Source organism: Fibrobacter sp. UBA4297, from assembly GCF_002394865.1.
Classification (GTDB): Bacteria; Fibrobacterota; Fibrobacteria; order Fibrobacterales; family Fibrobacteraceae; genus Fibrobacter.
On record NZ_DGUZ01000009.1, the window covers coordinates 220,702 to 233,450 of the forward strand.

At 51.7% G+C, this 12,749-nt stretch carries 13 protein-coding genes; 9 read left to right on the forward strand and 4 right to left on the reverse strand.

Annotated elements, in window-relative coordinates:
- Position 1: 1 nt before the first annotated feature.
- A complete protein-coding gene (gene hemL, locus B3A20_RS04180; protein WP_290762223.1) occupies positions 2 to 1,288 on the forward strand; it encodes a glutamate-1-semialdehyde 2,1-aminomutase in 1,287 nt (428 codons plus the stop codon).
- Positions 1,289 to 1,385: 97 nt separating this feature from the next.
- On the opposite strand, the gene B3A20_RS04185 is transcribed toward hemL, so the two are convergent.
- The 4 genes from B3A20_RS04185 to fabF are packed head-to-tail and all read right to left on the reverse strand — an operon-like array spanning position 1,386 to position 5,302.
- Positions 1,386 to 3,113 (reverse strand): AMP-binding protein, encoded by a 1,728-nt coding sequence (locus B3A20_RS04185; RefSeq protein ID WP_290762225.1) that lies wholly within the window; start codon positions 3,111 to 3,113, stop codon positions 1,386 to 1,388.
- 18 nt (positions 3,114 to 3,131) lie between these two features.
- Entirely contained in the window at positions 3,132 to 3,902 is a 771-nt protein-coding gene (locus tag B3A20_RS04190) for a polysaccharide deacetylase family protein (RefSeq protein WP_015732489.1), read from the reverse strand.
- Between the two features lie 3 nt (positions 3,903 to 3,905).
- Positions 3,906 to 4,037 (reverse strand): hypothetical protein, encoded by a 132-nt coding sequence (locus B3A20_RS04195; RefSeq protein WP_015732488.1) that lies wholly within the window; start codon positions 4,035 to 4,037, stop codon positions 3,906 to 3,908.
- 14 nt (positions 4,038 to 4,051) lie between these two features.
- Positions 4,052 to 5,302 (reverse strand): beta-ketoacyl-ACP synthase II, encoded by a 1,251-nt coding sequence (gene fabF / locus B3A20_RS04200; protein ID WP_349680065.1) that lies wholly within the window; start codon positions 5,300 to 5,302, stop codon positions 4,052 to 4,054.
- Between the two features lie 120 nt (positions 5,303 to 5,422).
- Here fabF and nirJ2 point away from each other — a divergent pair, with 120 nt between their 5' ends.
- The 8 genes from nirJ2 to B3A20_RS04240 are packed head-to-tail and all read left to right on the forward strand — an operon-like array spanning position 5,423 to position 12,663.
- On the forward strand, positions 5,423 to 6,412 hold the full coding sequence (nirJ2, locus tag B3A20_RS04205; protein WP_349680060.1) for a putative heme d1 biosynthesis radical SAM protein NirJ2: 990 nt from the start codon (positions 5,423 to 5,425) through the stop codon (positions 6,410 to 6,412).
- 5 nt (positions 6,413 to 6,417) lie between these two features.
- Positions 6,418 to 6,990 (forward strand): tRNA adenosine(34) deaminase TadA, encoded by a 573-nt coding sequence (gene tadA / locus B3A20_RS04210; RefSeq protein ID WP_290762239.1) that lies wholly within the window; start codon positions 6,418 to 6,420, stop codon positions 6,988 to 6,990.
- 23 nt (positions 6,991 to 7,013) lie between these two features.
- Entirely contained in the window at positions 7,014 to 7,853 is an 840-nt protein-coding gene (locus B3A20_RS04215; protein ID WP_290762242.1) for a hypothetical protein, read from the forward strand.
- Positions 7,850 to 8,566 (forward strand): right-handed parallel beta-helix repeat-containing protein, encoded by a 717-nt coding sequence (locus B3A20_RS04220; RefSeq protein ID WP_290762245.1) that lies wholly within the window; start codon positions 7,850 to 7,852, stop codon positions 8,564 to 8,566. The genes B3A20_RS04215 and B3A20_RS04220 overlap by 4 nt, the downstream gene beginning before the upstream one ends.
- Positions 8,567 to 8,575: 9 nt before the next feature.
- Positions 8,576 to 9,493, forward strand: a complete 918-nt coding sequence (locus B3A20_RS04225; protein ID WP_290762247.1) for a hypothetical protein — start codon at positions 8,576 to 8,578, stop codon at positions 9,491 to 9,493.
- A 7-nt stretch (positions 9,494 to 9,500) separates the two neighbouring features.
- Positions 9,501 to 11,345: a fimbrial protein gene (locus tag B3A20_RS04230; protein WP_290762249.1), complete on the forward strand. Its 1,845-nt coding sequence runs from the start codon at positions 9,501 to 9,503 to the stop codon at positions 11,343 to 11,345.
- A 2-nt stretch (positions 11,346 to 11,347) separates the two neighbouring features.
- Entirely contained in the window at positions 11,348 to 11,998 is a 651-nt protein-coding gene (locus B3A20_RS04235) for an OmpA/MotB family protein (RefSeq protein WP_014545120.1), read from the forward strand.
- Positions 11,998 to 12,663 (forward strand): hypothetical protein, encoded by a 666-nt coding sequence (locus B3A20_RS04240; RefSeq protein WP_290762255.1) that lies wholly within the window; start codon positions 11,998 to 12,000, stop codon positions 12,661 to 12,663. The genes B3A20_RS04235 and B3A20_RS04240 overlap by 1 nt, the downstream gene beginning before the upstream one ends.
- Positions 12,664 to 12,749: the final 86 nt, after the last annotated feature.

Consider the following 12,749-nt stretch of genomic DNA (forward strand, 5'->3'; position numbering starts at 1 on the left):
TATGAATCACTCTTTGAGCGAAAAGTTGTTTGCAGAAGCAAAGACGCTCATGCCGGGAGGCGTGAACAGTCCTGTGCGTGCGTTTAGCAATGTGGGGGCGACGCCTCCGTTTATCAAGCGTGCCAAGGGCAGCCACATTTACGATGTGGATGGCAACGATTACATTGATTACGTGGGCAGCTGGGGCCCGATGCTTTTGGGCCATGCGCACGATGCAGTGATTAAGGCTGTTGCCGATACAGCTCAGAATGGCCTCAGTTTTGGCGCTCCGTGCGGTTTGGAATCGGAACTTGCAAAGCTCGTGATGAGTCTTGTGCCGAGTGTCGAGATGATTCGCATGGTGAACAGCGGAACCGAAGCTACGATGAGTGCCATCCGTGCGGCTCGCGGTTTTACCGGTCGCGATAAGATTGTGAAGTTCGAAGGTTGCTATCATGGCCATAGCGATAGCTTGCTTATCAAGGCGGGCTCGGGCATGCTCACGACGGGCAAGCCGAGCAGCAAGGGTGTGCCTGCGGACTTGGCAAAGTACACGCTCACGCTCCAGTACAACGATGTGGCGGGCGTTAAGGAACTTTTCGACAAGATTGGTGACGAAATCGCAGGTGTGATAGTAGAACCGGTGGCTGGCAACATGGGCGTTGTCCCTGCGAAGCCGGAGTTCTTGCAGACGCTTTCTGAAGAAACTAAAAAGCATGGCGCTTTGCTCATTGTCGATGAAGTCATGACCGGTTTCCGTGTTGGCATTCATTGCGCACAAGGTCTCTATGGCATTAAGCCGGATCTCACGACTTTCGGAAAAATTATCGGCGGTGGCATGCCGGTGGGCGCTTATGGCGGCCGCTTGGACGTGATGCAACAGATTGCTCCGCTCGGAGGGATTTACCAGGCAGGCACGCTCTCGGGCAATCCTGTGGCGATGGCGGCAGGGCTTGCCACGATGCGTGAACTGCATACTCATCCGGAATACTATGTACACGCCGAAGCCATGACGAAACGCTTGATTACTGGGCTCAAGTCCGCTGCAACCGAAGCTGGCATTCCGCTTGCGACAAACCAAGTCGGTTCCATGGGCTGCATCTTCTTTACCGAAGGGCCGGTAACGTGTTTTGCCGACGTGCAAAAATCCGATTTGGAACTTTTCCGCAGGTACTTCCTCGGCATGCTCGACGAAGGATTCTACTTTGCGCCGAGCCAGTTCGAAGCAATTTTCGTGAGCGCAGCGCATACCGAAGATGAAATCAATCGCACGGTGGAGGCTGCAAAGCGCGTGTTCAAAAAATTGTAGCGGCGGCGCATCTCGTTAAGCGTTACCCTAGCGGTCCGCGCATCTCGTAAAACTTACGCATCTCGCAAAAAACGCACCCCGAAGGGTGCGTTTTTCATTATTTCTCGTCTGACGTTTCGCTTGCTGCGTTTTCCGCATTCGCTTCGTCCGGTGCCGTCACATTCTCGGCCGTATCCTTATCGCGGATGGTTGCGCGGCGAATCTTTCCGCTAATCGTCTTTGGCAGTTCCGTCACAAAGTCAATGATGCGCGGGCTCTTGTAGCTAGCTGCAATGTTCTTTGCAAAAAGCTGGATTTCCTTTGCAAGTTCCTTGGACGCTTCGTAACCCTTTTGCAAAACGACCGTTGCCTTGACCGCCTGGCCGCGAGACTTGTCTTCGACGCCCGTGACAGCGACTTCCAAGACGGCGGGGTGCTTGTGCAGCACTTCTTCCACTTCGAAGGGGCTGATGCGGTAGCCAGAACTCTTGATCAAGTCATCCGTGCGGCCCACAAACCAGAAGAATCCGTCCTTGTCGCAGTAGGCGGTATCGCCAGTGTGGTATACGCCGCCTTCAAAGACTTTCTCGGTGCGTTCCGCATCGCGATAGTAACCGCAGAACATGCCAAAAGGCTTGCCCTGGTCAATCTTGATGATAAGCTCACCGACTTCTTCGGCGGCACAGGGTTTACCTTCGGCATTGATGATTTCCATCTGGTAGCCTGGAGAGGGTTTGCCGATAGAACCCGGGTGCGGTTCGCTAAAGCCAAAGTTACCCGTGGTAAGCGTAAGCTCGGTCTGTCCGTAACCTTCTTGCATGCGGATGCCCGTCTGCTCATAGAACCTGTTGTAAATATCCAAGTTCAACGCTTCGCCTGCGGTGGTGCAGTATTGCAAACTCGAAAGATCGTACTTGCTGAGGCCATGCTGCAAAATGTAGCGGTACACTGTCGGCGGTGCGCAGAATGTCGTCACCTTGTATTCCGCCATCTTCTCGAGGAGCTTGCCCGGGATGAACGTGGTCATGTCGTAAGTGAATACGGCGCTTCCAGCAATCCACTGCCCGTAAATTTTGCCCCAGAGAGCCTTGGCCCAGCCTGTTTCGGCAACGGTCAAATGGCGACCTCCGTCCACAACGTGTTGCCAGTACTTGGCTGTTACAATGTGTCCGAGCGGGTACGTATAAGTGTGTGCCACCATCTTCGGGTTTGAACTCGTGCCACTTGTAAAGTACACAATCATGATGTCGTCATTATGCGTTGCGGCATCGCCAACGGGGCGTTCAAACGTCGATGGGAAAAGTTCATAGTCGTCGTAGAAGCTAATCCAGTTTTGGCGAGCTGTCTGGCCGACTGTCACGAGCTTTTCGACCGATTCGCACTTGGATTTTGCCTTGTCCACTTCCTTTTGCAAGGCGGGGTCGTCGTATGTTACGACCATCTTGATTTCGGCGGCGTTGAATCGGTATTCCAAATCCTCGGCGGCGAGCATGTTCGTTGCCGGGATCGCAATCGCGCCAATGCGGTGGAGCGCCAACAAGAAAAACCAGAATTCGTAGCGACGGCGCAAGATGAGCATCACGCGGTCGCCCTTCTGGATACCTTGTTCTACAAGGAAATTCGCCGTGCGCTGGGAGGCAAGCGACAAGTCCTTGAACGTGTAAATGTGGCTTTCATCGTTATCGTCACACCACACGAGGGCTTCACGCTTCGGCTCCGTCTTGGCATATTCGTCAACAACGTCATAAGCGAAGTTAAAATCGTTCGGAATCGTTATCTTGAAATTTTTATACAAATCTTCATAAGACTTGTAATCAATTTTAGATAGAAACTTATTTAAAATCATTTGTGCGAAGTCCTGAAATTACAAGTCCTTGTACATGATTTTTTCGCGCAAGGTCGAAATGTAGCGCACCATGTTCAAAATGCGTTTCTCGCCAATCGTTCTGAAGTCTTTATCGTGGAACACCAGACGGTGGACTCCACCCGGCAAGAGCATACGAAGGCAGGCGTAAGTCTGCGCGATACCGAGAATCGGGGTGGGCAAAATCGAGAAGCTAAGCGTTGCAGAATTCGTCTTCTTGATGTTGCCTTTGACCTTTTGGTAAATGCCGTGGAAATCTTCATAGTAGTCGAAAATTTCGAGAGCCTGTTCCTTGAGGTACTTGTTGCCAAACCAAATCGGCGGGATAAAGCCAGAGGGCTTGCCGTTGCCGTGAGCCTTCCACAGTGCGAGACTGCGCTTGAGGAGCGCTTGCGTGAAGCGTTCGTCGATGCCTGCAAATTCGGCTTCGTTGTTCGAAACGAGGAGCGCGAGCTTGCCTGCAATGCTACGGTTTAGCGAGAGGTCTGCGCGGTGGCGTGCACCGTGGAGCATGATCTCGTAGCCTTCCTTGACAAACTTGTCGAGCTCTTCGCGGAACTGTTCGGCTTCGGATTCCGGGGCCGCACCAAATGCGGGGATGACCGCAATGCTGATGGGGGAGCCTGCCGCTTCTGCAAGCTTTCTAATCTGGACGGAAGCCTTCTTGAAGTTGTTCACGCTAAAGCTGTGGTAGCAAAGGATGAACTTCTTCTTCTTTTGGAAGGTTGCTTCGGCCGCTTGGATGTCGGCGATATCTTTATTCTGTTCCATAAGCTACTCTTGTTCTTTAGATTTTGTGGAAACTTCTTCTTCTAACTTCTGCGAAATGAAGAGGTGGTAGAAAAAGAACAATACTGCGCTGCAGATGGTTGCTTTAACCCAGGATTTAAAAAGCCAATCAGACATAGCGGCTCCTTTGTTTAATCTTTAAACTTTTTGATGACGACGATACCGTTGTGACCGCCAAAGCCAAGCGAGGCCGACACGGCAACATCGATGTTCCCTTCAACGCCCTTGTGCGGAACGTAGTCGAGGTCGCAACCTTCGTCCGGGTTGTCGAGGTTGATGGTGGCGGGGTAGAACGAGTCGCGGATGGCAAGCGTGCTAATCATCGCTTCGATAACGCCTGCTGCACCGACGCAGTGGCCGGTCATGCTCTTGGTGCTAGAGACCTTGATCTTGTAGGCGTGTTCGCCGAGAGCAATTTTCAGCATCTGCGTTTCGGTGAGGTCGTTCAGGTGCGTCGAGGTGCCGTGGGCATTGTAGTAGTCCACATCCGTCGGGGCGATGCCCGCATCTTTCAATGCCTTGATCATTGCCTTTGCACAAGTTTCTCCACCCGGGCGCGGGCTTGTGATGTGGTAAGCGTCAGCAGAAGAACCGTAACCGGCGACTTCGGCGTAAATCTTTGCACCGCGGGCCTTGGCGTGTTCGAGTTCTTCGAGCACGAGGATGGCTCCGGCTTCACCCATGACGAAACCGCTGCGGTCCTTGTCGAACGGGCGGGATGCCTTTTCGGGGGCGTCGTTGAACTTGTCGGTGAGGGCGTGCATACCCGCAAAGCTCTTGATGGAGTAGTCCGTGATGGCGCTTTCGGAACCGCCGGCGAGGCAGACGTCAAGCCTGCCTGAGCGGACTGCATCAAGGGCAACGCCGATGGCGTCCGTGCCGGAGGCACAGGCGGTGCAGACTGTCCAGGCGGAGCCTGTGATACCAAGTGCGATGGAAACGTTGGCGCATGCTTCGTTTGCAATCAGTTCGGGCATGGCGAGCGGCGAGACGCGACGGCGACCACCTTCGAGGTACTTGCAGTAAGTTTCTTCGACAACGTCCATACCAGCAAGGCCGTTACCGGCAACAATGCCAGTGGTGTCTTCGGCGAGCATTTCGCGGCTGAGGCTAGCGTCCTTGACTGCTTCGTTAGCGGCGGCGACGAGGAACTGCGTGAAGCGGGCCATGCGGCGGGCTTCCTTCGGGTCGATTCCGTGTTCTTCGGGCTTAAAATCCTTGACTTCTGCCGCAATTTTCACCGGGCAGTTCGAGGCATCGAACAATGTAATCGGGCCGATGCCGCACTTGCCTTGCTTGATGGCGTTCCAAAGTTCGGGGGCGGACTTGCCTACGGGGGTCACCGCACCCATACCAGTAATAACAACTCTTCTTCTATTCATCATATGAAATTAAAATAGCTTTTTTGCGATAGTAACGGTAATTATATAGGGGTATAATAGGATATATTTGCTTTTTCTATATTTGCAAGCGTAAAAAACATTTTGAATGAGGTCTATGGCATGATCGTCTCTTGGATGACAACTAATAAGTGTAACTTGACGTGCAAACACTGCTATCAGGATGCTGGTGAAAACAAGTCAGCAGAACTCACGACATCAGAAGCGCTCAAGCTTATTGACGAGATTGCGAAGGCCGGATTCAAGATTATGATTTTCAGCGGTGGCGAACCGATGACGCGCCCGGATATCGTGGAACTTGTGGCTCATGCCCGCGAAAAGGGACTCCGCCCGGTTTTTGGCACGAACGGAACGCTCATCACGCATGATTTGGCGTTCAAGCTCAAGGAAGCGGGTGCTATGGCCATGGGTATAAGCGTTGATAGCATTGATCCCAAGCGTCATAACGATTTCCGTGGCCTTCCGAACGCCTTTGAACTCACGTTGATGGGTATCGAAAACTGCAAGGCGGCGGGCCTCCCGTTCCAAATCCATACGACTATCATGGACTGGAACCAGAACGAAATTTTTGACATCATGGACTGGGTCAAGGAAATCGGTGCCGTGAACCACCAGATTTTCTTTTTGATTCCGGTGGGTCGAGGCAAGGAAATCGAAGGCCATGCGCTGCGCGTTGCCGAATACGAAGGCCTCCTCCGCAAGATTATGGAAAAGAGCCGCACGCTCGGAATCCCGGTGAAGCCCACATGCGCTCCGCAGTTCCTCCGCATCGCAGACCAGCTCGACATCAAGACGCGTTACAGCCGTGGTTGCCTTGCGGGCCTTGACTACTGTATCGTAAGCCCGATCGGCAAGGTTCGCCCCTGCGCTTACATGATGGAAGAAGCGGGCGATGTTCACGATACGCCGTTCGACGAAATTTGGGCAAATGCCGAAATCTTCAAGCAGTTGCGTACAAAGGCGTACAAGGGCGCTTGCAGTAAGTGCAAGTTTAACGACCGCTGTGGTGGTTGCCGCGCCCGTGCCGCTTATTACCACGACGGCGACTACATGCAAGAAGACTCCTACTGCGCGTACGGAAGAGGGTTGTAGTTGGTATGAATAACGTAACCGACAACAACGCAAATCTCTCGTCTCTCGCCAAGGTTGGTGAGCCTGTCGAACCACGTCTTTCGTCTGACAATCCCGACGACGTTAAATTCATGCGTATGGCACTTCGCCAGGCGCAGATTGCTTTTGATATGAAGGAAATCCCTATCGGTTGCGTTATCGTGAAGGACGGAGTCGTGATAGGGAAGGGCTACAACCAGGTCGAACAGCTCAAGGACGCGACGGCTCATGCCGAAATTATCGCTATTGGCACGGCTGCAAGCACGCTTGACAATTGGCGCTTGGACGGCTGCACGCTTTATGTGACGCTTGAACCATGCCCTATGTGCGCAGGAGCCATTCTCAATAGCCGTGTTTCCCGCGTTGTTTACGGTTCTCCGGATTCCCGTTTCGGCGGCTGCGGCACAACGATTGATGTCATTACCGGCAATGCCCTCAAGCGCGCCGTAGAAGTCTCGGGGGGCGTTCTCGCCGACGAATGCCTTGGCCTTCTGAAAGGCTTTTTCCAGCAGATGCGCCTCGAAAAAGGCGATACTGGCGCAAAACCACCTACTCCGTAATATTTTTTACTTAAATTTAAGGCATGAATTTTACCAAGTTTAGCGCTATTTCTGCGCTCTCTATTGCTCTTTTTTGCCTTTGTTCCTGCGAACGGAACGAAATTCATCTTTCTTTTAACACGAAGACCGTTTCTCCGCAGACGTTCGTTCTTGAATCGACGCTGAATGCAAGCATCCCTGGCGATTCTATCAATGAACCCGAATCCATGCGCACGCATGTGAATGTCCGCAGTACGATGAGCCTCCTCATGTCGTATGACGATGGCTCGGGCCGCTTTGAAATGAAAATCGATTCCGTCGATTACACAAGCGACAAGCGCTCCGTCGATGAGTTCCGCAATATTGAAAAGTATCTATCCATTCAGAATTTCCAGTTCAAGCTCGATCACGATGGCATCATTACTGACCCGACTATCGAAAATGCGCTCGATATGCCTTCCGAAGATGACCTGAATCTCATTCCGCTCTTCCTCAAGGCTCAGCCGCTTCTCCCCGAAAAACCGGTCAAGCTCGGCGAAACGTGGGAACGCCAAATGCCAATCTTTGGCAAGGGCAATAGCTCCACGACCGTTTATAAAACTTTCACGCTGCAAGATGTTTTCCTCCAGGATGGCGTGCGCATGGCAAAAATCCACATGGGCGTGAAATACCTTGAACTCCCGGACACGACCTCGAATTTACAGTTGAAGAGCAGCGACTATGTCGTGGGCGATGGCATGGTTCTCTTTGATGTCACTCATGGAATTATATCATCTGCCGAAATGAATCTTGTGGCAGTTATTGATGTTCGTGACCTCGTCGCTGGCGATACGCTTCCGAGCATGAACGTCAATCAGAAAATCACACTGAGGAACGTCCAATGAGAAATTTAATCTGTTCCTCTCTCGTGGCTGTGGCGACTGTTGCTAGCGTGGCTTTCGCTTCGGGTATGCCGTTTCCGGTCGCCGAGAACAACAAGGTCTTTTTGCAAGAAAAGGATAGCCCTTACGTGCTCGAACAGAGCGTGGTTGTCGGTACTACGGATACGCTTTTCATTGAACCGGGCGTGACCGTCTTGATGGGCGAGTTTGCAAAACTTATGATCCAGGGCTCGGTTAAAATTGCGGGTACAAACGATAAACCTGTTGTTTTTAGCGGTGCTGATTCTGTGGCAAACTGGAATGGTTTCCACATCATGTCTAGCGCACAACCGTTTGAAATAAAGAACTTGACCGTTGAGAATGCGTTCCGCAATACGATTTTCCGTTCTAGCGGTACACTCGAAAATGTCAATTTTTTCAATAACTATTATGGCCTTTGGGTCGATGAAAGCCCCAATGTGACGCTTTCCCATTGCACGTTTGCTCACAACCGTTATGCCTTGTCCGTAAGGGCCGGTCGTGTCGTTTCGAATGGGACGAGTGTCTCCGAAAACGTCTATGGTCTTTATCTTGAGACGGATGGCAAGCTCGATGGCGATACGGACTTGATTCGCAACAATCAGGAATCCGATATCCGCAGTGAAGCCGCCGATTTGAAGACGAGTAAAAAGCGCGTCCGCCGCAATGTGTGGCACAACATCGAAGCGCGTTTCTAAGAGGTAGTCGTGGAAGAAGCTTTCCGTAGAGCCATACGTAAGATGACAGGGGCAAGCGTACGCTTGGCCGTGCGTCCGAATCGCTCGGCTATTGTCGCGACGCTTTCTCAGTCCATGATGGTCACGTGGTCGATTGCGCTCTTTGAACATCTCGATGCCATGCTCAACAATCCGGAAGCAAACGTCGGCAGTTCCGAGCTCATCTCGTACAGCGAATCCGCCTGGAAACTTTGCGAGTCGGGCTTCCCGCAGATTTTCAAGGATTGCGAAAAACTTTATAGCGAGTTCCGCGCGAAGTGGATCCAGCGATTCTCGACCGACGAAGTCTTGCGCCTTTTGCTTGAAGGCGGTGATTTCTTGGTCCATGACGAAGAAAAGGGCTGGGCACTCACGGTCAAGAACAACAAGCAGGACATCAACAACTTTTATTCGGCGACAATCCACTTGCTCGTAAGCGATGCAGAACCGTTGTTTGTGCGTATGCACGGCCGCGTGATGCAGTTGCAAGAGAAGCTCTGCAAGTACTGGCTTTCTGAAAGTGCGGTAGACCCGGTATCAAAGCTTTTGCCATGCCTCGAAGCCTCGCTGCGCGAAAAAGAAAATGCGATGGTGGTTTCGCTCCGTACGTCTTTGAACTCGCTTGCGAAAAAACGTTTTGCGGCGGCGTTTGCCTCTAAAGGTCCTGTACGTTACTATTCGTCCGCGATGTCCTGTGCCCGCAATGTGGGCCGTTATTGGAACCCGCATTACGCATACGAAAACTGCTTCCTTGCGTTTACGGATGATTTTTGTGATTACGCCCAGGGGCTTACGACTCAGGTTATCGAATGGTACCAGAGCAAGTGGTCTCTTTTCCTTCGCGGGTTCTCTCGCGGTCAGTTGAACTTGTTTGAAACAGTCGCTCCTTATCAAGCGCAGCATGTGTAGGTAAAAAATGAAAAATGCATTCAATACGATTCTTATTTTGACGGTGGTGGGTTTTGTAGCCCTTATCGCAGGCGCTCTTTATTTTGGCGCCCCGGCATTTGGCTGGATCATCATGATCGCCATCATGGTCGTTTTCTTGGTGGAGCAGTTTTCTGCCATCCGCAAGATGAAGCAGATTATCGCCGAAGACGAAGTTATCGATTCTTGCGAAAAAGGGAACGCTTATCCGGAACCGGGAACGGGCGTTGTCGCGAAGAGAATTGAACTTGCAAAGCGTCTGTTGCAAAAGAATATCCGCCTCGATTCTCCGATTGCTTTTGACGTGCTCTCGTCGGGTTCTTCGATTCCGCTCAACCGTAGCGTGGGTTCTACGGTCATCCTCCTTGGCCTTATGGGTACGTTCTTCGGCCTTATGCAGTCTGTGGCTACTGCTGGTGGTGCAATTGACAATTCTACGACACAAGGCACGCTCGATACGATTCAAGTGCTTTTCCAGAACATGAAGGGCATTTTCGGTACTAGCCTTTGTGGTTTGTTTGCCGCCTTGATTTTGAGCGCAAGCCGCACGGTGCTCAGCTCCAAGCGCGATGAATTCATGGCGCACCTCGATGCCTTTACGCTCGACATGCAGGATTCCGAGAGCGAAGAAGGCGTGATTGAAGAAGACAAGAACGAACTTGAACGCCTCTTTGAATCTGTTGAAAAGAATTTGTCTGTGATAGCATCTTCTGTGAAGGATGGCTTGGCTGGTGTTGTTTCGATGGTGGGCGAAGAACTCTCCGCTATGACTTCGAAACTCAACCAGGATGTGGTTGAATCTGTCCAGAAGGTTTCTACTGAAATGACCTCCTCTATTAAGGTTATGAATAGCTCACTTGAAGGTGCTGTTGCGAACGCATTCAGCCCGATCAACGAAAATATCGGTGCGCTCTCCAAGTCTGTTGAAGCTATCCCCTCGAAGCTCGACGATAAACTTAATGGTATTTCTGTCGCCTTGAATGCTAGCCTCGAAGGTCTTTCTTCAGGCGTTAAGTCTTCGCTTGATGGAGTTTCTGGCAATGTGGAATCGGCTCTTTCCAAGGTCGCCGTAGATGTCAAGGCTGGCCTTGATGGCGTTGCTTCCGATGTTAAAGCAGGGCTTCAGGATGTGGCTAAGGGCACGATGGATGTGGCCTACCTTACTAAGGATGCTATGGACGAAGCTTCTAAGAGCATCGGTGATTCCGTTGCTGAACAGGTCAAGCAGTCGGGCGAACAGTGGGCAGACTTTATGCAGCGCCTCGAAGACAAGACGAGCGCCAACGTGGATTCCCAGCGCGAAGGTCTCGAAATGCTCAAGAACGTCGCCTTGCAGGTTGCCGAAAAGGCCCAGGCGGGTTCTGCAGAACTCTCCCAGAACGTTTCCGAAAAGCTCGGCGCCCTTTCTTCCGACATTCTCGGCGCATTCCAGAAACTTTCCGAAACGTCAAGCGTGCTTCTCGAAGCTCAAAAGGCGCTCACCGAAAGCATCGACAATCGCGTGGTCAAGGAAAAAGAAGCTACGGACGCTCTTGGCGGAAACATCGTGGAAACCGCAGAACTTATGCGCGTGAACCAGTCCGAACTCAGCGCCAATCTCGAAATGCTGCGTAGCGGCCTTGAAACGATTCTTGAAAAGCTCTCTGGCGATACCGCAGAACACGAAGAAGAAGACAACTTTGTCGAACACCTCAACCAGTCTCTCGAAGCCTTCCACGAACGCGCAAGCGAAGTGCTCATGGAAAATGCGGTCAAGACTCAGGAAATCTTGCTTGAAGTGCTCGAACAGACACAGCGTTCTGCAATTCCCGCTCAACCTAAAGCTGAAGGTTAATCATGCGTCGCAATAGAGACGAAAATAGCAATCCATGGATGGCGTACACGGACTTGGGCGTTGCCCTCGTTTCGCTCTTTATCCTTGCGTTTGTGGCGATGGCGACCCTCAAGGAACAAAAAGCGGAAGACTTGACGCGTACTGAAGAAGAAGTGCTTAGCTGCCAGGAACAGATGCGTAAGATTGCGGCAGAACGCAATGCGCTTTTGTCCAAGAGCTTGCAGACTTCCATCGAAGCAGGCCTTATCGCGCTCGAAGATGGCAAAATCCAGATTCAGGCGAGTTTTCTTTTCCCGATTAACGGTGCAAACCTTACCAAGGAAGGCGAGGGCGTGATTCGCGGAATCAGCAAGGGTCTTTTGGAAGCGCTTGATTCTACAGACGTCATCATGGTGAGTGGCTTTACGGACGACATTCCGTTTAGTGGCTCGACATCCTATACGAACTGGAACCTTTCTACAGAACGCGCCGTAAACGTGGTCAAGATGCTCGTGAAAATGGGCTTCCCGCCCGATAGGCTCTTTGCCGCAGGCTTTGGCGAACACCGCCCGAAGTACCCCAACGATAGTGAAGAACATCGCCGCTTGAACCGTCGCGTGGAAATCGGTGTAACACCGCTCCAGTCCAACAAAACAGCTGAGGTGACGCCCTAATGGATGAGCTCACCGAAAAACTGTCCGAAATCAAGGCTAGCATTGATGCCATTCGCAAGACTGGCAAGCTTTCGCATTGGCGGATGGTTTATGCGGATACGCTTTACACGCGTGCCCAGGAATATGTGGCGGTGGACCGTTATCCCGAGGCTAAACTTGTGGCGCAAAAGCTGGACCGCTGGATTCAAGCCCATAAGCCCGCTCTCGAGACGAACAAGGGCGATGCGCGCCCGCCGATGATTTTCTGGAATGCAGACTTGCTGAACAACATTGTGAAGCGCATCCGTTCAACGCTCGATGCAAAGAAAATGCTCGTGCCGTCCACGGAACGCGATTCTATCAATCGCCGTTTGAACATTGTTGATGGCTGGATTCAGAAGGGCGAATTCCTTGTCGCGCACGATGAACTCTTGGCGCTTCGCAGTGCCTTGATTGCACGACTTCGCCGTAGTTACCGCGCCCGCATTGTTGCATCGTCTGCGTACAGTGGCGGATACGTTCAGCCGGCCGGTTCGACCGTGGGCCTTTACAACTCACTCCACACGCTTGAAGAAACATTCCACATCATTGGCGAACACGACCCGATTTGGATTGAAGACTTCCTTGAAATTTACAACGATTTGTTTAGAATCGTGGATCGATTAGTTCCTCAAGAGAAGAAATAAAAAGAATACCAAGGATAAATTCAAAGGGATTTAAAATTTCCTATGATTGGAGAGGCTCGCTTGTTGGGCTATTGCCACAGAAAATC